Source organism: Spiroplasma citri (genome assembly GCF_001886855.1).
Taxonomy (GTDB): Bacteria; Bacillota_I; Bacilli_A; order Mycoplasmatales; family Mycoplasmataceae; genus Spiroplasma; species Spiroplasma citri.
On sequence record NZ_CP013197.1, the window covers coordinates 1131019 to 1150655 of the forward strand.

At 23.8% G+C, this 19637-nt stretch carries 36 protein-coding genes and 1 pseudogene; 1 reads left to right on the top strand and 36 read right to left on the bottom strand.

The features are described 5' to 3' along the window. Positions 1-8: 8 nt before the first annotated feature. Entirely contained in the window at positions 9-539 is a 531-nt protein-coding gene (gene infC, locus SCITRI_RS06480) for a translation initiation factor IF-3 (protein WP_004028189.1), read from the bottom strand. Between the two features lie 317 nt (positions 540-856). Between infC and SCITRI_RS06490 the strand changes: the two are divergent. Then, a pseudogene (locus SCITRI_RS06490) lies at positions 857-2107 on the top strand (ISNCY family transposase). 321 nt (positions 2108-2428) lie between these two features. Here the strand turns inward: SCITRI_RS06490 and SCITRI_RS06495 are convergent. The 35 genes from SCITRI_RS06495 to SCITRI_RS06630 form a co-directional block, all read right to left on the bottom strand. Further along, entirely contained in the window at positions 2429-3760 is a 1332-nt protein-coding gene (locus tag SCITRI_RS06495; protein ID WP_071937680.1) for a xylulokinase, read from the bottom strand. A gap of 1 nt (position 3761) precedes the next feature. Beyond that, positions 3762-3899, bottom strand: a complete 138-nt coding sequence (locus SCITRI_RS10190) for a phospho-sugar glycosidase domain-containing protein (RefSeq protein ID WP_162302569.1) — start codon at positions 3897-3899, stop codon at positions 3762-3764. Beyond that, a complete protein-coding gene (locus SCITRI_RS06500) occupies positions 3877-4065 on the bottom strand; it encodes a hypothetical protein (RefSeq protein ID WP_071937681.1) in 189 nt (62 codons plus the stop codon). The genes SCITRI_RS10190 and SCITRI_RS06500 overlap by 23 nt, the downstream gene beginning before the upstream one ends. A gap of 18 nt (positions 4066-4083) precedes the next feature. Further along, complete coding sequence (locus SCITRI_RS06505; RefSeq protein ID WP_071937682.1) at positions 4084-4566, bottom strand: hypothetical protein; 483 nt, start codon at positions 4564-4566, stop codon at positions 4084-4086. Then, positions 4556-4861 carry a hypothetical protein gene (locus SCITRI_RS06510; RefSeq protein ID WP_071937683.1) on the bottom strand — a complete coding sequence of 102 codons (306 nt, stop codon included), beginning with the start codon at positions 4859-4861 and terminating at the stop codon, positions 4556-4558. The genes SCITRI_RS06505 and SCITRI_RS06510 overlap by 11 nt, the downstream gene beginning before the upstream one ends. A 90-nt stretch (positions 4862-4951) precedes the next feature. Beyond that, positions 4952-5242 carry a PTS lactose/cellobiose transporter subunit IIA gene (locus SCITRI_RS06515; RefSeq protein ID WP_071937684.1) on the bottom strand — a complete coding sequence of 97 codons (291 nt, stop codon included), beginning with the start codon at positions 5240-5242 and terminating at the stop codon, positions 4952-4954. Positions 5243-5640: 398 nt separating this feature from the next. Beyond that, on the bottom strand, positions 5641-5823 hold the full coding sequence (locus tag SCITRI_RS06520) for a hypothetical protein (protein WP_071937685.1): 183 nt from the start codon (positions 5821-5823) through the stop codon (positions 5641-5643). Positions 5824-6162: 339 nt separating this feature from the next. After that, on the bottom strand, positions 6163-6402 hold the full coding sequence (locus SCITRI_RS06525) for a hypothetical protein (RefSeq protein WP_071937686.1): 240 nt from the start codon (positions 6400-6402) through the stop codon (positions 6163-6165). Continuing rightward, entirely contained in the window at positions 6402-6692 is a 291-nt protein-coding gene (locus SCITRI_RS06530) for a hypothetical protein (protein WP_071937687.1), read from the bottom strand. Before SCITRI_RS06530 ends, SCITRI_RS06525 begins: the two co-directional genes overlap by 1 nt. 2 nt (positions 6693-6694) lie before the next feature. Next, positions 6695-7465, bottom strand: coding sequence for a hypothetical protein (locus SCITRI_RS06535; protein ID WP_237237871.1), 771 nt, complete (start codon positions 7463-7465; stop codon positions 6695-6697). A 238-nt stretch (positions 7466-7703) separates the two neighbouring features. Further along, positions 7704-7901: a hypothetical protein gene (locus SCITRI_RS06540; protein WP_071937688.1), complete on the bottom strand. Its 198-nt coding sequence runs from the start codon at positions 7899-7901 to the stop codon at positions 7704-7706. Then, on the bottom strand, positions 7901-8065 hold the full coding sequence (locus SCITRI_RS10575) for a hypothetical protein (RefSeq protein WP_167693722.1): 165 nt from the start codon (positions 8063-8065) through the stop codon (positions 7901-7903). The genes SCITRI_RS06540 and SCITRI_RS10575 overlap by 1 nt, the downstream gene beginning before the upstream one ends. 64 nt (positions 8066-8129) lie before the next feature. Further along, on the bottom strand, positions 8130-8360 hold the full coding sequence (locus SCITRI_RS06545) for a hypothetical protein (RefSeq protein WP_237237872.1): 231 nt from the start codon (positions 8358-8360) through the stop codon (positions 8130-8132). A gap of 47 nt (positions 8361-8407) precedes the next feature. After that, positions 8408-8581: a hypothetical protein gene (locus SCITRI_RS10195; protein WP_155522136.1), complete on the bottom strand. Its 174-nt coding sequence runs from the start codon at positions 8579-8581 to the stop codon at positions 8408-8410. Positions 8582-8765: 184 nt separating this feature from the next. Further along, on the bottom strand, positions 8766-9035 hold the full coding sequence (locus SCITRI_RS06550) for a hypothetical protein (RefSeq protein ID WP_071937689.1): 270 nt from the start codon (positions 9033-9035) through the stop codon (positions 8766-8768). Next, on the bottom strand, positions 9025-9153 hold the full coding sequence (locus SCITRI_RS12190) for a hypothetical protein (protein ID WP_257785671.1): 129 nt from the start codon (positions 9151-9153) through the stop codon (positions 9025-9027). The genes SCITRI_RS06550 and SCITRI_RS12190 overlap by 11 nt, the downstream gene beginning before the upstream one ends. A gap of 77 nt (positions 9154-9230) precedes the next feature. Continuing rightward, positions 9231-9362 (bottom strand): hypothetical protein, encoded by a 132-nt coding sequence (locus SCITRI_RS12195; protein ID WP_257785672.1) that lies wholly within the window; start codon positions 9360-9362, stop codon positions 9231-9233. 1 nt (position 9363) lies between these two features. Then, positions 9364-9678 (bottom strand): hypothetical protein, encoded by a 315-nt coding sequence (locus SCITRI_RS06555; RefSeq protein WP_071937690.1) that lies wholly within the window; start codon positions 9676-9678, stop codon positions 9364-9366. Positions 9679-10110: 432 nt separating this feature from the next. Further along, entirely contained in the window at positions 10111-10614 is a 504-nt protein-coding gene (locus SCITRI_RS06560) for a hypothetical protein (protein ID WP_071937691.1), read from the bottom strand. A gap of 15 nt (positions 10615-10629) precedes the next feature. Next, positions 10630-11052, bottom strand: a complete 423-nt coding sequence (locus tag SCITRI_RS06565; RefSeq protein ID WP_071937692.1) for a hypothetical protein — start codon at positions 11050-11052, stop codon at positions 10630-10632. 139 nt (positions 11053-11191) lie between these two features. Then, positions 11192-11470 carry a hypothetical protein gene (locus tag SCITRI_RS06570; protein WP_071937693.1) on the bottom strand — a complete coding sequence of 93 codons (279 nt, stop codon included), beginning with the start codon at positions 11468-11470 and terminating at the stop codon, positions 11192-11194. A 124-nt stretch (positions 11471-11594) separates the two neighbouring features. Further along, positions 11595-12437 carry a rolling circle replication-associated protein gene (locus tag SCITRI_RS06575; protein WP_071937694.1) on the bottom strand — a complete coding sequence of 281 codons (843 nt, stop codon included), beginning with the start codon at positions 12435-12437 and terminating at the stop codon, positions 11595-11597. Positions 12438-12576: 139 nt separating this feature from the next. Further along, positions 12577-13116, bottom strand: a complete 540-nt coding sequence (locus SCITRI_RS06580; protein ID WP_071937695.1) for an HK97 family phage prohead protease — start codon at positions 13114-13116, stop codon at positions 12577-12579. A 247-nt stretch (positions 13117-13363) separates the two neighbouring features. Continuing rightward, complete coding sequence (locus tag SCITRI_RS10205) at positions 13364-14779, bottom strand: spiroplasma phage ORF1-like family protein (RefSeq protein ID WP_157092873.1); 1416 nt, start codon at positions 14777-14779, stop codon at positions 13364-13366. A 13-nt stretch (positions 14780-14792) separates the two neighbouring features. After that, complete coding sequence (locus SCITRI_RS06590; protein ID WP_071937697.1) at positions 14793-15029, bottom strand: hypothetical protein; 237 nt, start codon at positions 15027-15029, stop codon at positions 14793-14795. 3 nt (positions 15030-15032) lie between these two features. After that, a complete protein-coding gene (locus SCITRI_RS06595) occupies positions 15033-15392 on the bottom strand; it encodes a hypothetical protein (RefSeq protein WP_237237873.1) in 360 nt (119 codons plus the stop codon). Further along, on the bottom strand, positions 15385-16395 hold the full coding sequence (locus SCITRI_RS06600) for a hypothetical protein (protein ID WP_071937698.1): 1011 nt from the start codon (positions 16393-16395) through the stop codon (positions 15385-15387). Before SCITRI_RS06600 ends, SCITRI_RS06595 begins: the two co-directional genes overlap by 8 nt. Positions 16396-16399: 4 nt before the next feature. Further along, positions 16400-16609: a DUF2649 family protein gene (locus SCITRI_RS06605; RefSeq protein ID WP_071937699.1), complete on the bottom strand. Its 210-nt coding sequence runs from the start codon at positions 16607-16609 to the stop codon at positions 16400-16402. After that, complete coding sequence (locus SCITRI_RS10580; RefSeq protein ID WP_167693723.1) at positions 16609-16767, bottom strand: hypothetical protein; 159 nt, start codon at positions 16765-16767, stop codon at positions 16609-16611. Before SCITRI_RS10580 ends, SCITRI_RS06605 begins: the two co-directional genes overlap by 1 nt. 62 nt (positions 16768-16829) lie before the next feature. Further along, positions 16830-17033: a hypothetical protein gene (locus SCITRI_RS06610; RefSeq protein ID WP_071937700.1), complete on the bottom strand. Its 204-nt coding sequence runs from the start codon at positions 17031-17033 to the stop codon at positions 16830-16832. Positions 17034-17165: 132 nt separating this feature from the next. Continuing rightward, positions 17166-17357: a hypothetical protein gene (locus tag SCITRI_RS06615; protein WP_071937701.1), complete on the bottom strand. Its 192-nt coding sequence runs from the start codon at positions 17355-17357 to the stop codon at positions 17166-17168. Continuing rightward, positions 17357-17584 (bottom strand): hypothetical protein, encoded by a 228-nt coding sequence (locus SCITRI_RS06620; RefSeq protein ID WP_071937702.1) that lies wholly within the window; start codon positions 17582-17584, stop codon positions 17357-17359. Before SCITRI_RS06620 ends, SCITRI_RS06615 begins: the two co-directional genes overlap by 1 nt. Before the next feature lie 105 nt (positions 17585-17689). Beyond that, positions 17690-17827, bottom strand: coding sequence for a hypothetical protein (locus SCITRI_RS10585; RefSeq protein WP_167693724.1), 138 nt, complete (start codon positions 17825-17827; stop codon positions 17690-17692). 1 nt (position 17828) lies between these two features. Beyond that, the gene (locus tag SCITRI_RS06625; protein WP_071937703.1) at positions 17829-18179 is read right to left on the bottom strand and encodes a hypothetical protein; all 351 of its coding nucleotides are present in this window, start codon (positions 18177-18179) and stop codon (positions 17829-17831) included. A 388-nt stretch (positions 18180-18567) separates the two neighbouring features. After that, a complete protein-coding gene (locus SCITRI_RS06630; RefSeq protein WP_071937704.1) occupies positions 18568-19578 on the bottom strand; it encodes a rolling circle replication-associated protein in 1011 nt (336 codons plus the stop codon). Between the last annotated feature and the right edge of the window lie 59 nt (positions 19579-19637).

Genomic DNA, 19637 nt, shown 5'->3' on the forward strand with positions numbered 1-19637 from the left:
TTAATTAATTATTTTTTTGGTACAACATACATATCTAAAAACAAGCCATTTAATTGTGGTTCTTTTTCAATCTTTGCCAAATCTTCAATATAACTAAAAAACTTATCTAATGTTTCTTTTCCATATTCAGGTCTAGCAACTTCTCGACCACGAAACTTTAAAGAAATTTTAACACGATTCCCATCAGTTAGAAATTCACGCACTTTTTTTGCTTTAAATTCTAAATCATGTTCACCAATTCCTGTTCGTAAACGCATCTCTTTATTTTCAGTTATATGTTGATTTTTCTTATTTTCTTTTTCTTTTTTCTTTTGTTCGTATTTATATTTTCCATAATCAACCAATTTTGCTACCGGTGGATTTGAAGCAGCTGATACCAACAATAAATCTAAACCTTTTTCTTCAGCAAAACGAATTGCTTCATTTCTCCCTAAAGGACCAACTTTGTTACCATCATCTAAAATAATTAAAACTTCACGTGCTCTAATATCATAATTTACTTGCTCGATATTTTTATTGTTTTTAGTGGGTTGATTCATCCAATACCTCCATTTTAATTAATTAAAAAAACGCTTAAAAGTAGCGCTTTCATTAACAAGAATTATCTTCTTAAATGATTAAAATAATCATTAAAAACTTTAATTTTATCTTGTAAAACCTATTAACCACACTAAAGGGCATAGGTGAGCATTAGCTACTTTAACATTTTTCAATATTAATTATATTATGTTTTTCAAATTTAGTCAATAATATTAATAAGAATTTGTCCTTATCTTGTGATAATTTCGTAATAGTTATCTAGCAAAAATTTCGCAATTATTTATATTATTAATTTGGTGATAACTATGGAAAGAAAATTAACAATGACAGAAAAACATAAATATAAAACTATTGGAAAAGTTATTAATAATGAAATAACAAAAAACGTGCTGTTAAAATTTTAGATTTGTCTATTCGTAGAATTGAACAATTAATGAAAATTTATGACACACAAAATATGACTTCCTTTGCCCATCATTCACGTGGTAGAACAGCATATAACAAAACAAAACCAGAAATTTGTGAAAATATTCTTAATCTTTACAAAACTAAATATATTGATTTTAATTTTATACATTTTAAAGAAAAATTACTTGAAAATGAAAAAATAAAAATTTTTTATTCAGTTTTGTACAACTTAATGTCTCTAAATTAAATAAAATCTCCTAGAAAACAGAAATTAAGAAAAAAAGATAAATCACATCCTTTAAGAGAACGCCGCAAATGTTTTGGAGAATTATTACAAGCTGATGCTAGTGAACATTTATGACTAGGAATAAATCATCCTAAAATATTTTTACATGGTGTTATTGATGATGCAACAAATACAGTTGTTGGATTATATTTTGATTATCAAGAAACCTTAAGTGGTTATTATAATGTTTTATATCAAATTTTAAAAAACTATGGTATTCCTATGACATTTTATACAGATAAGAGAAAAATTTTTACTTATCAAAAAAATAATAGTAAAAACGAAGAAAAAGACACCTTTAATCAATTCAGCAGATGCTGTAATGAATTAGGTGTCGAAATCATAACTACTTCAATTCCTCAAGCAAAAGGTCGAATTGAACGGTTATGAGGTACTTTACAAGATCGTCTAAAAAATGAATTAAGTCTTGCAAAAGTAACTACTCTTGAAGAAGCAAATAAGTTCTTAAAAGAATTTCTGCCTAAATTCAATAAACACTTTGCTCTTCCCATTGATTATAACAATTCTGCTTTCGTTGATGCACCAGAAAGTGACAAAATTAATTTACTTTTATCAATAACTTCAACAAGAAGAACAGATAATGGATCATCAATTAGTTATGCAAATAAAAAGTACTTAGCTTATGATAATAAAAAACTAAAAGTTTTTAATTCAAAAACAAATGTTACAATAATTAATGCATTTGATAAAACATTGTATCTTAAGTATGAAAACAAAATTTATAATCTATTAGAATATATTCCAACAGTTAAAAATACAGAAAAAATATTACAAAAATCTAAAGCTCATAAACCCAAATCAAATCATCCATGAACTGAAAAATATAATATGAAGCAATTATCAATTAAATAAATTTACGAAATTTTAGCTAAATATTGACATAATATTAATAAGAATTTTAATGAAGATGGTAAGAAATAGTTGGAAGTTTTAACGATAAATTTTATTTGGAATAACAACAATTATTCCTCAAACAAAGAAACTTATTTACAAATTAGTTTTTACCCATAAAAATGGTGACATTAAATATCAATCAGGGAAAAATATTAAATTAATGTTATTAAACTTGAAAAATAGTACCTACTACTTTTGATAAAGTTTTTTGCGATAACTACTTCATTCTTGATATTTTATAAATAATGCTTTATCAATCAAATTTTTAATTTGCAAATCTTAATTTTGTCATTTCTCAACATCCCTATAACTTTTAAAACGTTTTGCTGCTAAAAAACCAATAAAAGCTGCTCATTGAGCTGATAATTCAGATGTTAATAATTTGACAACCGGAAAATTTACCATTTTACTAAATAGTTCTACTATTAAAAAGTTGCTAAAGAAACCACCAGCTAAACAAATTTTTGTTCATTTTTTTTGTGCTAAATTATCAATAATACTTTTACAATTAAAAAGAATTCCTTCAACAACAATTTGAATTAATTGTTTTGGTTCAATTGCTGCTGTTGTTAAATAAAATTTTTCATGGTCATATTCTTTTCAAATTCGTTCTTTCACTAAATATGGAAAGTAAAAATCATTTGTTAGAGACTGTTCTGCAATTTGCTTTGCAAATTCAGTAAGGGCAAAATTTAATGAATAATCTTGCTGCTGTAGAAATCAATTAAAATTATTAACTTCATTTGAAGAAGTAAACCCACGCATATAAATTTCTTCATCAAATAGCATAAAATATTCATTCGTCGGAATTTTTGAAGGTATTGTAAACCAAAAATATCGACAACCAGTTGATGTTCCTAAACTAATTGTTAATATGTCTTGATCATAATAACCCGTTGCTAAATTAGCACTAATACCATCAGCTATCCCAACAACAATATCTAATTGTTCAGGCAGATTTCATCTTTTATTAATAATTCTTAAAACAGTTTGTGGTGAAACAAGCTTACTTAGTCACTTTTCAGAAACTTTTAACATTGTCAAAATTTCTTGATCTCAGTTTCTTGTTTGTAAATTAAATAATCCTGTTCCACTTGCCATTGCATAATCAATTACAAATTGCTCTGTTAATAAATAAATTAAATACTCTTTAATTGAAACAACTTTAGCAATTTTTGTTCATCATTTTTGCAGCTCAAAATTAATATAGCCTAATTTAAATGCGGGTAGAAAACCCCCTCTAAAAATTCCTGTTTTTTGATGAAAAAGATCGACCGGAATTTCTAGTTCCCCAAATGAATGAGGATCTGTCCATAAAATAATATCAGAGATTGGCTGATGGTTATGATCTAACAGTAAAAATGAGTGCATAGCACAACTAAAAGTAATATTAAGAATTAAATACTGTTGCGAAAGTCTTTGAGTTAATTGCTCCAATAATAATTGAAAATTTGTTACTAATTCATTTAAATTTTGCATTACTAGTGGCGTTGTTAGTTGAATTTGATATTGATAAAATTCAGAATCAATAATTCTGCCATTTTGATCAAATGCAATTAGTTTTAAGGTTGTTGTTCCAATATCAACTGCAATAACAATTTCTGGTTTCATATTATTTAACCTCAATTATTTTAAATGTTCGTCATGGTTTAATAAAGTCAAGGAGAATGCAATCTGATGATGGTAGTTTACCAAAATAATTTCGTCTCCCATCATTTTTAATTTGTTTACGAACAATCAATTCAACCATAACTAACATATGTATCTGGTTCAAAGTTTATAATTTTACAAGTATTATTATTCCTTAAAAAATTACTAAGCTCATTTTTTGACAAAATAGCAGTAATTTTATCGCCAGTAATAACTATATTTAAAACATTATTATTAACATCTCGGACATGCTTTAATAAGTACATTGGGGTCTCCAACTATTCTTATTTTAATTGCTCAAAAATAATCGTTTTAATTTCATAACCTTTATCTTTTACTTTTTGCTTAAATAATTTCTTTTGACGATATTTTATTTTTAATGCCGTTGGTCAACGTCAAGATTCAGTATAAACAATTTCACTATTAACATTATTAACTTTAATTAAATCAAAATTAATTTTAAATAAATTCATGTCAATAAAAGTTGCTAATTCAATTTCCTTTGTATAATGATTTTTGGTTAAAACACAATGCAAAGTTTGATTATTGAACTTTCGAATAAATACTTGCCCAGTTGAACTATCTTTTGTAATTTTAGTTTTAGCATCTTGATTTAAAAATTTATATAAAATTTCAAAAATTTCAGTTGGCATTGCTGGAATTTCAAAATGAACAGCAACAGCCATAATTCGTTTTTGTTCTTGTTGAGTATTTTGATAGACTGCCTTTTCATAATTATATACTTGTTCTAAAAGATTATTCTCCATCGCTTTTGTCATTCGTTTCTAAAACTTTACGTTTATTTTTATGAAAATCATATTCAGTTAATGAACCATCAATACTTAATAAAATAAGTGCAGTGCCTCCAAAGAATAATCCTAAGACTCCATTAATTAATATAATACCAATTAATGTCAACATTATAACTACAATTCATCGTCATAAAGAATGTTTGTGATGATTAATCATAAAATTAAATCATCCAATTAAGATAAAAACTAATCCAATTATTAACATAATTTTATTATTTTTAGTTGTTTTAAAAAACTTCCTAAATTTCATTTATCCATTCAAATTATTGTAAAACTAATTAAAGTGCCAAGAAAAGCAATCATTGCAAAAAAATACAGATATTTTTTAGTCTTAACCACCCTAACTTTCCTTTCCTGTCCGTTCATACAAACAAATTAAATGTTCAGCAAGATCAAGAATAATAATTGCTGAATTAAAATGGTCTTGGGCATGAACAACTAATACTGTCATTGGATATTGCTCACCATTAGCTTCATGTTGAATTAATTCCGCATGAAATTTATGTACTTTTGTTAACTCTTGGTGCGCTTCATTAATTAACTCTCGTGCAACAATATCTAAAATAGCGGGATGATTAACTCCGAAAATAATTGTCATAAATTCATAATATAAATCTCATACACTTTGCATTTTTCTTATTCCTTTCCTAAATGTTAATTACTAAAATCAAGATTAGAGTTTATTATTAAATATTAAATTCCGTGAATTAATTTTCTGATTGTTTGAATTCCCAAAACCACAAACATTAAAACTAACGGAGTAATTAATAACATATGTGACCCTAAAAAAGCAATAAATCAGTTAGTAAAAGCAATCGCTCAATTAGCAAGAATAGCAGCAAAATCCGCTATTTGCTTAATAACATCAGCATCGCCCCGTTAATAAATTTAAATTCATTAATAACACCTCACTTAAAATACTTTCTATTAATAATAAAACCTTCGCATACTCTAACCTTGATTTTAGTAATTAACACTAAAAACTAAAATCAATTTTTATACTTGCGAAAGTATTTGATTGATATTAACTTATTCAACAGACTTATCTGCTTTTTTAATTTTTCGTTTTCCCCATTCTTTAAATTCTACTTTTTTAGAACAATGCGGACAAATTAAATACTTATTTTTAGATCTAAATATTGTATTAACTGTTAAAAATAACAATAACATAAACATTGTAATTACTAAAATAATTGTTGCAAAAAGAGTCATTAATTATCACCACCTTTTTTTAATTTTTGCTTTCTATATTTAACATATAATTTTTGACTTGCTCCACTTAATTTAAAATGTTGTTCTTCCATAACACCAATGCCAATCTTATACCAAAGGAAAAATCATAATTTTCAAGACTTAAATTATGCATAAAAAAATCTTGTCTTATCATTAAAGTACTTTGTAAATCATATTTATTTAATTCATTGATAGTTTTTTTGCTAAAATTGTCTTTTTTTCTGAAATAGTGCCATTAAAAAGAAATATTCCCCCAAAGGAATTAATAAAACAAGAAAAAAAAACTTAATATTTTTTACGCATAACATATTTTCCTTTCTATCTAACCACAAATATAACTCTTATAATCATAAGCATAATCCCAAAGGCGATAAACAATCTAAAAATAGGGTGGGTTGCAATAATAAATAAATTAGCAACTAATTTATAAAATTCATTTGAACTATTAAACCATTGTTTTATTGTTGCCATTGCTGTCTCTGATGCTAAAAAAATATTTGCAACAAACGCAGAACCAATAATGTCTATTACAAGAAAAAATCATAATAATTTAATCATTATTTTTCACCTTTATTAGCTTTAATATGTTTAATTTGTTTGCTCTCTTTCAAACGAATAGCACCTAAACCCGTAGACATGGCAGAAGCGGTATTTTGAGACATTGTACTTAATTGTGGTGCTGAACTAACCAAACGCATAACAATTCCTAAAATACCCCCTATAATTCAAAGAATATATAAAGGGATGTCTGTTGCTGGCAATTTTAAAGTTCACATTCAATCCATAATCTTCATAAATATATCAATAACAACATTAAAAATATCATCCCAACTCGTTAATAAATTCATAATTAATTACCTACTTTTTGTAAATTTTCAACTAATCTTGTTACTCCCATTTTTTCTAAATCTTCTAAACTATCAAAATTAACATAATTTCAATAAGTCATTGATTTATCTTTAACTCTGTCATTTTTAATATCTCTAACAAATTGTAAATATTTTGTATCATAATTCATAACATCTGATAAAGATACTGTAATTTTAAAATTACGCATACCAATAGCACTAGCATTTTTTAATTTTACTTTTTTGCCATTAGCAGAACGCTTAACACTTTCAGATTTTCAAATATCATAATTATCTTTATCTTTAAAAATACCAATATTAAATTTAAACTTAGGAAAAAATCAAATAAAATATTTTAATATTCCCTTAAATTGTAAAGGCGGTGTTTTACAATCTAAAGGCAACAATAATGCGTTTGCTAACTCCCAATATTCTACTCAATGATGTTTTTCTCTTTGCCCAATAAATACAACATTAATATCATATTGACACATAAGGACCAAACTGGGAATAACACCACTATATTTTTTCATAGCACCATCTTTAACCTCATTAGCGGGAATATATAAAGTCATTTCATCTAAAACAACTAAATTACTTTCACTATAAGGTATTGGATTTTTTAAATTATTATTATCAAACATATCAAATGTCCCTAATGCTATATCATTGTTAAAAATTGGATAATTAGAATATTTAGTTTCATATTTTGAATATATTAATAAATAAGTTGCTAACGCTGTTTTCCCAGAACCTAAATCACCAATCACCATTGTTATAGGACTTTGTTTAATAGTTTTAAAAAATGCAAGTTGACTTTTTAAGTCTTTAAAAAATAAAAATATTACATATATACTAAATATATAAACAAAAACTATAAAAATAATATTTAATCAACCACTAAATATATTTTTTTTAAATATAATTAAACAATTTAAAGCAATCATAATTAATGTAAAAAAATCAATTCATTAAATATCAATTTATAATTCATTTTCTAATATTTAACATTTAAGATGCCACCTTACATATTTTAAAAATCATATAAATAACAAACCATATAGTAAAGAAAATAAACAATCATATAACTACCATACGGACATAATATTCAACAGTTTTATCAATCAAACCTAATTTATTAGCAGGAATAAAAAAAGCAAACTGATATAAACCTTGATAAACTTTATCTAAAAACTGATTTCAAGTCATTAACAACCCCCCCTAAATATCAATCTAAATATTCAAAATATAACACCAATAATAAAATTTAAAAACAAAGCAAAACAAATATAAGCCAAAGCCGGTGGCATATCTACACCAAATATAATCTGCATAAATCCAATATAAATATCAAAGACACTTTTTTCTAACATTTTATTTATTCCTTTCTTTTCAGTAATATTCAATACTTTTTAACTTTTTAGGGGTTAAAAGCTACTAATATCCGTGTATTAATTTTCGCAAAGTTTCAATCCCTAAAACAACGAACATTAATACAATCGGAATAATTAAAATAGCGTTTGCACCCAAAAAAGCTAAAAATCAAGTTGTAAAACCTCCGGCTCATTTAGCAAGCGTTCCGGCTCAATCCTCAATCGCTTTAATAATTCCTGTTGTACCTGCATCCATAAAATATATTTTCTTTTCTAAATTAATAACTAGTATCAATATTTTTAACCCCTAAAAAGTTAAAAAGTAATATAAAATATTACTAATTAAATTTTATTAATAACTTTTTGTTGTCTTATTTGTTCTTTAAGAGATTTAATAATTCCACGATTATTTTTAATTTCTTTGCGATGTTTAAACGCTACAATGCTATCAGCAATATAAAATATTAAAACCAAAAATAATGTAATAAACACCATAATATATAAAAATGTAATCATATTATTTAACCTCCTTTTGTTTTCTTTTTTCCAATTCAACTTTTAATTTTCGATTTTTTTTACTTTGTCTTAAAATTATTGATGTTTCTTTTTCTTTAATAATTTTTATAATTCCAGCAATAAAATAAGCACAAATCGGCACCATAAAAAATATTAAAATACCTACTCTGATACATATTCCAAATTAATCAGCCTCCTTTTCATTTTTTCTATTATTAACTTTATTTTTAATTCATAAAATTAATTGAACAATATAAGAACCTATTAATGTTCAAAACATTAAATATCCAACATTCATTAAAATTGCTATTAAACCGAATTTTTTTAAAAATAATTCTAATTCTTTAACATCAACACAAGCAGGTATTAATAATGCCCCAAAAATAATTCATAAAATATGAATTAAAATTTTTCATCAATTATTTTTTAAAAAATTTAATACTTTAACTTTCATTCCAATTTTCCTTTACTACTTCTCATCGCTCGTTAGTAATTTTATCTGTTGAAACCAAATATGACCTTAACATTAATTCCTCTAATTTAACAATCATTTTTTCTTTATTCTTTGTCATTATTTAACCTTAACAATTTTTTATGTTTAGGACAAATAATATCTTGTCTATTACATAAATAACAATCTGATTTTTTCTTAGTCATTATCTAACCTAGAATAATATTGATTAATTAAAACAACATTTTCATTAACACAATTTCAACAATAACGAGACCCATTTTCTCAAACAGTATTATTAATACAAACCATACATAACTGTTGTTGCATATTAACTATTGCTTTCTGTTGTTGTTGAATTATTAGAATATTTATTAATAAAATTTTGTTCGGTTTCATAAGGTAATATTTTTGATATTTTACCGTTAAAACCAATTTCTACATAGTAAAAATTACCTTCAATCATTTCGGGCAAACTATTTTGAAAATCACTATCTTTGCGAACTCATTTATCTTGGTATTCTTTACCAACTATTTTTTTACTTTCAACTAGTAAAAATGTATATACATCATAATAAACATCTTTATTTGACTTATCTTTAATAACTTGATTATACTTAATTTCACTTAAATACACTTTAAACATAACTAAAAAATTTCTTTCATTTACATATATGTAAATAAAAGTTTCACAAGGCTTAAAACTTTAAATAAAATAAATGTTAAAAAATAAAAACTAATTTAATAAAAAATTAATAAAAAATGAATGTAAATATAAATGCAAAATAAAAACATTTACCTATATTTAAAGTTTCGTGGCTGAAAACCTTTATTGGTTTGAATACTTAAATATAACTAAATGTTATAAATAATATTCTAATTTAATTTTACATAACAAAATAAATATGTCAACTATTACATATTTCATAACAAAAAATAAATTTATTTATAAATTTATAGCCTTAACTTGTTTTTTGTTTTTGTTTTAATTAATTATGTGGTATAGGTCGTGGCTGAACTATGCTACACACTAGTGCTTTCCATTTGGAAGGTACTTTTTTAATATACCTTTGTTTACCTAAATTAAGGTATTTATCAATTTTTTTCGCGTTCGATATATGTCTAAATTAGATATTTTTTTGAAAAACCGAAATATTTTTTTATCATATGGGACATATTCTTCCATTTGTCAAAAATAATCTTTATTTCAATCACTATCAATGCTAACACCCATTAAATAACCATCTTTATTATTAAACATAAAATTATGTTTTGTACCTTTTAATGAAGCGATTAATTCCATTTCGCACATCTCAATAACACCAACTTTAACAATAGGGTCGGTACAATTAGTACTAAAACTATATGCCTTTGTATTTAAGACATAAACATTTTTACTTTTTTCTTCGCTTTGTGCTTTTACAATATATTTAGCAAAATATTTACTAACAAATTCATTTGTACCAGTTTTAACTGGTAAATTTTCATTATATCCATAAGGTCAACATTTTCTAACTACTTTATTAGAGATATATTCACTAATATTATATGAAAATGTATTCTTCCTTTTTTTGATATTCATAAGCAACTAAATATTTTAAGTCTTTATATTTATTTTTTTATATTTAGAAAAATAATAATTTAATCTTCGGATAAATAATCTAAAATGATGGTTTGCTTTTTTAATATCTTGGACATTTTCAGCATAAGTTAAAGTTAAAAAACCCATATTTTTACAACCACTAAAATTATGAATTGCTTTACGAATACAATTTGCTTGTCAACGAACACGACTATTTAATAATTTAGTCTCATTTTCACCAGTATTTTTAATTCTAGTTGGATTGCCTTTACCAAATTTATTAATACACTCTAACGGTAATACAATCGTTTTAATATAAGGACCATAATATACTTTTTTAACATAATATTTTTGATTAACAAAATTACTACTATAAATATAACGTCTGTATAGAACTTCTCCAGTCAAACGATTATAAGGATTTATATTTACATTCATTTTTTATTTCCTTTCTAAAACAAAAATAAAAAAACATTTACTTATATTTAAAGTTTCGTGGCTGAAAACCTTTATTGGTTTGAATACATTAAACATTTTAATAAATGTTTTTTATTCTAAGTTATTTACTAATTAATTTTTATTTATCCTCAGTATTATTAATACCTTGAATTTTTGCTTTTGTTTGTTCTATAAAATCATCGTATGAAATTGAAGCACTTTTTTCAACTGGATTTTTATTTTTTTTATCTAATTCTTTATATTTTTGTTCCCAATATTTTTTATGATTTTCTTTTAATTGTTGTTCAAGCGGTGCATATAAGGCATCCATTTCTTTTCTAAAATCATCTGTTTTTTTTCATCCAGTAATAGTTGCAAAAGCAACTCCAAATTCTAAAATAGTTTTTAAAATAATCATTTTTTTTCCTCCTTTTTATTTCTAATTTTTATTATATTTATTTTTGATTAATTGTCAATTTTTAAACTTTTAATATTCTTAAAAACCCTTTGGGACGGTTGTGTTACTTAATGGGACGGTTGTGTTACTTAATTCAAAAATAATCTTTATTTCAATCACTATCAATACTAACACCCATTAAATAACCATCTTTATTATTAAACATAAAATTATGTTTTGTTCCTTTTAATGAAGCAATTAATTCCATTTCACACATCTCAATAATACCAACTTTAACAACCGGGTCAGTGCAATTGGCACTAAAACGATATGCTTTGGTATTTAAGTCATAAATATTTTTTGATTTTTGTTGAGTGTATGCTTTTACAATGTATTTTGCAACATATTTACTAACAAATTCATTTGTACCAGTTTTAACTGGTAAATTTTTATTTAACCCATAAAGTCAATATTTTCTTATTATTTTATTAGGAATATATTCACTAAATATGATATGAAAATGGACTGCTCCGCGTTTTTGATATTCATAAGCAACTAAATATTTTAAATTTTCATATTTATTCTTTTTATATTTAGAAAAGTGATACTTTATTTTTTTAATAAATAAATTAAATTGATGATTAGCCTGTTTTACATCTTGCATATTTTCTGCATAAGTTAAAGTCGTAAAACCTAAATTTTGATAACCATTAAAATTATGGATTGCTTTTTGAATACAATTTCTTTGCGAACGAATACGACTATTTAATAATTTAGTTTCATTTTCCCCAGTATTTTTAATCCCAGTTGGATTGCCTTTACCAAATTTATTAATACACTCTAACGGTAAAACAACTGTTTTAATATATGGACCATAATATACTTTTTTAACATAGTATTTTTGATTAATAAAATTACTATTATCAATATAAGGTCTGTATAGAACTTCTCCAGTCAAACGATTATAAGGATTTATATTTACATTCATTTTTTATTTTCCTTTCTAAAACAAAAATAAAAAAACATTTACTTATATTTAAAGTTTCGTAGAGGGAAACCTTTATTGGTTTGAATACATTAAACATTTGAATAAATGTTTTTTTATTCTAATTAAATTAGAACTTTTTTTAAATATTTTTTATTTCTTTTATTTCACTTTGAGGATTTGCGCCAAAAATAACTAACGATACTTCACTAACAATAGCATTTTTTATATAAACTGCTTCTTTTTCGTGTATTTTTTTAATTTCTAAATCATCTTCATCAATTTTTGCACCAATACTAAGTTGCATTGGGCGATTTTCTTCTTGCATTTGTTTAATAACATAAATAATATTTTTACCTTTTATTGTATTCGTATATAATCTCATTTTAACTCATAAACCATCTTCACAATTTTCTAATTTAGCAATACCTAAAAAATTATCATAATCATATTTATGTTCTAAAAAAATAGGAACAATTATTTTATTTTGTTTAAATTGATTTTCAAAACTTTTTTTATCAAAAAAACTACCTTTACTATCAACAATATTATACTTATTAGCAATACCAATTAATTCAACGACTTTATTTTCCTTAAAATTAGAATTATAACAAGATATTAAATTAGATGCACTTGTTGTTAATAGAACTGAACTTAATAAAAATGCTAAAATTTTTTTCATATTTTTTTACCATCCTTAAAATAATTAATATATTTTTAAACATATTATATTTAATCATTTTTATTTTGTCAATTTTTAAAATTACACTTTTCTTTAAAATTGTTTTCTCCCGTTATGCTACTTAATCAAGGAAAGGGGCTTCGCCCCTAAGTCGCTCCGCGACTTTTACCCCTTTAAGTAAGGTGGTGCGTGGATAAACCACCACACCACCTTACTTTTTTTTACCAACAACATTATTTTACTACTACTAAAAATAGCGTAAAAGTCCATTAACCATTGCTAAAACTAAAATAGAACTTAACATAATCTTAAATGTAATATCAAAAGCAAACAAATTACCAATATTATTAAACAATTCAGAAACATTACTAAACACATGTACTATTCCATTAACAAATTTATAAATTTCTTTCATACCAGGCAAATTATTTACAATCCAAATTGCCGCATTTTGAATATGAATATCTAAACGATATCAAGCACCTTTTTTATAAGATAATTGTCAAATTTTTCCATCATTAAGTTCACCACTTCAATCAGTAGCATTATAAAGACTAAAATTAAAACCATGAATTGAAATAGACCTATCTTCTGTTAATGTAGTTGTATTAAATCTAATTACATTAAAACCTTGATATTTTGACCTATCTGTCATATCTAATAATTTTATTGATTGAGTATATTTATCATTATTAGAAGGTAAAATATCAGTCTTATAATCTCAATTTGAATAATAAGAAAAATAATCATTAGTACTATTTATCGTATAAGCATTATACAATTGCACTCGTGGTTTTAAATAATAAATATCTGTATCAGGAAATCTTAAAATATTAAAAACCATTGATTTTGGATATAATAAAAAACCATTTTTTACAAAAAACACAAAACCTAAATTACCATTATTAGATGTAAAATTAGATGTAAAATAAATAAATTCTCTAAAATTAGAAATATCAAATATAACTCTTAAAACATTAGAATAAAAATAATCTAAAATTAGAAATAAATTATCCAACGAATAAAAATTTTGTTTAACATTATCAACAAAATAATTACTGTTAGATTTTTTAAGAATATCCATATTAATTAATTCTTTATAATTAAAATTTAAAACTAAATAATTCATATCAAAATGTTTATAACTTTGATTGGCAATAATCGGCATAAATAAATATTCTATAATTTCTCAATTAAAAGTAAATTCATATTTTATATTGTTTTTATAAATAAAAATATCTAACAATTTATTTGGCGTTTTATAATCTATTATTAATCTACCCAAAGGAACCTTTGAAATATCTTGTGAATTTCAACTTAATAAATAACTTCAAACAGTATTTTTAATTTTATTAAATCAATAATTACTATCATTTTTATCAGCACTTACATTTGGAATAAAAGGAGTTGTAACACCAAAACTAAATGCATAATTACTAGGGTCTAAACCTTGCATAAAATAATCTTGTCGCAACATTAAAGTAGACTGAAAATCATACTCATTTGCTTTTGCATAAGTTAAATCACTAAAACTATCATTATTTCTTGTTTCTAATTTACAAACATTACTAATATAATTTACAGCTGTAACACCACAAAAAAGAAATATTCAACCAAATATTAAATAAAAAATAATAAATATATCTAATAATCGTTTTCGCATTGTTTTAACCCCCTTAAACAATAAAAATAATTCTAATACCCATAATAATAATTCCAAACGCCATATATAACTGGAAAATAGGGTGTGTTGCAATAATAAATAACTGTGCTACTAATTTATAAAAATCATTAGCAGACTCCAAATAATGCTTAACAGTTGAAAAACCTAAATCTGTTGCAACAACAATATTAGCAACAAAACCAAACCCAACAGTTAAACCAATAACAAAGAAAAATATTAACTTTAACATTATTTATTCATTTCCTTTATTTGTTTTCGCTGACATTCTTGCCTTTTTGTTTGCTGAACGAGTACCAACATAATTACCAAATTTTTTACCAGACTTATAAGAAAACGAAACAACACCTTTCGCACCCTTTGCTAAACTAGAACTTGCTTCTAAACTTGCACGAGAAACTGAACTTAAACCACGAGAACTATTAACTAATAATAAAATAACATTTATAACACCACCAATTACTCAAATTACAAATAAAGGAATATTTGTACCCGGCAATTTTAATGTTCACATTCAGTCCATTATTTTCATAAAAATATCAACTATGGTATTAATAGCACCATTCCATACATCATTAGCAAATAAATTAATCATTTTCTAACTCTCCTAAATTCTTTAATAAATGTTCCATCCCCATCTCTCGTAATTCATTAATCGTAATATCTTTTTTAACAATACTAGGTCAATTTTGTTTAATATAACTTGGTACTTTATCATTTTTTAAATCACGCACAAATTTTAAATATTTACTATCGTATTGCATTGCAATAGATAAAGGAATTGTTATCTTAACAAAATTAATACCAATATCTTTATTAGATTTTTTACGAACTCTTTTCCCGTTTGCTGTTCGTTTAACTGTTTCCGTTTTTCATACTAAATAATCATCTAAATCATCAAAGAAACCTATTTTCATTTTAAAATAAGGAAAAAATATACTAGGTGGAATACATTGCATAGGAACAATAATCATATTAGCAATTTCTCTATATTCGACTCAATTTTGATTAATTCGTTGTCCGGCAAAAATAATATTATTATTAAACTGACGACATAATAAAAAATATGCTTTTAAACCACTAAATTTTTTATCATTTTCCTTAGGGTTTGTACCATTTATATATAAAAATATTTCATCAAATAAAATTAAACTATCATCTGGCGGTATTTTATATTTTTTATTTTTAAAATCTAAATGGTTTAAACCTAAAACTCCAATTTTTTCATCATTAATAAAATAATTAGAATAAACATTATCAAATTTAGCAATTTGCGATAAATAAGTCATCAATAAAGTTTTACCAGTACCCAAAGCACCGTTAATAATTGATATTGGACTACTTTTAACAATTTTAATTAATTTCCGTGTTTGAAAAAGATTACTAAAAAAAGACCAAAAAAAGATAATATCAAAAATTACATCAAAAATAAAAAGAATAATATCTATAACTGATATAGAACAAAAATATATAAATTGTAAATTAAAACAAACAATAAAAAGATAAAACAAAATATTTGCCATAAATCAATTTACAAATCAATAAGAAAACTTAATATTTTTTTGTCTTTTAAATAAATTAAAATAATTTTTAAACATATATCTACACCACCAATCTAATTGTTTTATATAAAATAAATAATGATAATCAAATTAAGAAAAAAACAACTAATCAAACACCTATCATAATTACTGAATAAGTAATATTATCAATAGAACTACCGACAAAGTTATCAATTTCAGTTTTCGGAATAAAATAAAAAATTTGTAAAAGACCTTGATATACTCGTTGCAAAAAAATATTTCAGTCCATTATTTTATCCACCTAAAAATACAACTTAAAATTAAAAATAACATCCCAAAAACAAGTATTAAAAATACAACAAATATAACAATATCTAAAATAACGGGATGATTAACTCCAAAAATAATTGTCATAAATTCATAATATAAATCTCATACACTTTGCATTTTTCTTATTCCTTTCCTAAATGTTAATTACTAAAATCAAGGTTAGAGTTTATTATTAAATATTAATATCCGTGAATTAACTTTCTGATTGTTTCAATTCCTAAAACCACAAACATTAAAACTAACGGAATAATTAATAACATATGTGACCCTAAAAAAGTAATAAATCAGTTAGTAAAAGCAATCGCTCAATTAGCAAGAATAGCAGCAAAATCCGCTATTTGCTTAATAACATCAGCGTCGCCCGCTAATAAATTTACATTCATTAATAACACCTCACTTAAAACACTTTCTATTTAATAATAAAACCTTCGCATACTCTAACCTTGATTTTAGTAATTAACATTAAAAACTAAAATCAATTTTTATACTTGCGAAGGTATTTCATTGATATTAACTTATTCAACAGACTTATCTGCTTTTTTAATTTTTCGTTTTCCTCATTCTTTAAATTCTACTTTTTTAGAACAATGCGGACAAATTAAATACTTATTTTTAAACTTAAATATTGTATTAACTGTTAAAAAAACTAATAACATTAACATTGCAATTACTAAAATAATTGTTGCAAAAACAGTCGTTACGGTCATTAATTATCACCTTTACTTTCTATATTTAACATATAATTTTTGACTTGCTCCACTAATAATTTAAAATGTTGTTCTTCCATAACACCAATATCAATAAAATTATGATTAAGATACAATTTAATTACTTTTCTTAACATAAATAATGGTATTTTATTAGGTAAACATTGATGTATAACATTAACTAAATATTCTAATCGCTGTTTATATAACTTAGTTTGCTTTTTCATTAAAAAAATCCAACATAAACAAAAAACAATATAAATCAAATAACTAATAATAAACAAGAACTTATAAAAATAATTCAATCTCAATTAATATTTATTTTTTTATTTTTATTTTTTGTCATAATCTAACCTAGAATAATAATTATTAATTAAAGCAACATTTTCATTAACACAATTTCAACAATAACGAGACCCATTCTCTCAAACAGTGTCATTAACACAAACCATACATAACTGTTGTTGCATATTAATTATTGCTTTCTGTTATTGCTGAACTACTAGAATATTTATTAATAAAATCTTGTTGTCTATTGTATGGAACAACTTTAACAACACTTACTTTGTTATATTCTTTTCCCGTTTTTCTATCAGTGACAACTGGGAATTTAAGATTAATTAAATAGTAATTACCTTTTTTCATTTCTGGTAAATCATTAGATAAATTACTATCTTTTTTAATTCAAGAGATAATATACTCCTTAGGAATTGGCATATCATCCTCATCAAGCTGCATAAATGTAAATACATCAAAAAATAAATTTTCTTTGTCATCCATTTGTCTATTAAAATCAACTTGGGCTAATAATACTTTATACATATAAAGTACTCCTTTCTTCACTTAATTAAGTAAATAAAGGTTTCATAAGGTTTAAAACTTTAAATAATTATAAATGCTAAAAATAAATTAACAATAATTAAACTTATTAAAAAATATTCTATTAAAAAATGAATGTAAATATAAATGCAAAATAAAAACATTTATCTATATTTAAAGTTTCGTTCGAAGAAACCGTTTATTTTGGTTTGAATACTTAAATATAACTAAATGTTATAAATAATATTCTAATTTAATTTTACATAACAAAATAAATATGTCAACTACATATTTCAAAGCCAAAAATAAATTTATTTATAAATTTACATCCCCAACTTGTTTTTTTTTTTTTTTTTGTTTTAATTAATTTGTGGTATAGGTTGTTCGAAGACTATACTGCACAATTAGTACTTTCCATTTGGAAGGTACTTTTTTTTATGTACCTTTTTTTACCCAAATTAAGGTATTTATCGTATTTTTTTCGTATTTTATATTTATCTAAATCAGATATTTTGTTAAAAAACCGGAATATTTTTTTATCATATGGAACATATTCTTCCATTTGTCAAAAATAATCACTATGCCAATCACTATCAATACTAATACCCAACATATGTTTTTTTTGTTTATCAGCAAACATATAAAAATGTTTTATGCCGCATAATGCCATTTTTAACTCTTCTTTTGTCATTTCAATAACACCAACTTTAATAACGGGATTAGTACAATTTGCACTAAAACGATATGCTTTGGTATTTAAGTCATAAATATTTTTTGATTTTTCTTGACTATATGCTTTTACAATATATTTAGCAACATATTTACTAACAAATTCATTTGTACCAGTTTCAACTGGTAAATTTTTATTTAGTCCATAAGATCAATATTTTCTAATTATTTTATTAGGGATATACTCACTAAATATAATATGAAAATGAACTGCTCCGCGTTTTTGATATTCATAGGCAACTAAATATTTTAAATTCTGATATTTATTATTTTTATATTTAGAAAAATGATATTTTATTTTTTTAATAAATAAATTAAATTGATAATTTGCTTTTTTAATATCTTGCATATTTTCAGCATAAGTTAAAGTTGTAAAACCCATATTTTTATAACCACTAAAATTATGGATTGCTTTTTGAATACAATTTCTTTGAGAACGAACACGACTATTTAATAGTTTAGTTTCATTCTCACCAGTATTTTTAATCCCTGTTGGATTACCTTTACCAAAATTATTAATACACTCTAACGGTAAAACAACTGTTTTAATATAAGGACCATAATATACTTTTTTAACATAATATTTTTCATTAATATAACATTCAGGGTTTATATAAGGTTTATATAAATTTTCTCCTGTTAAACGATTGTATGCATTTATATTTACATTCATTTTTTATTTTCCTTTCTAAAACAAAAAAAAAAAAAAACATTTATCTATATTTAAAGTTT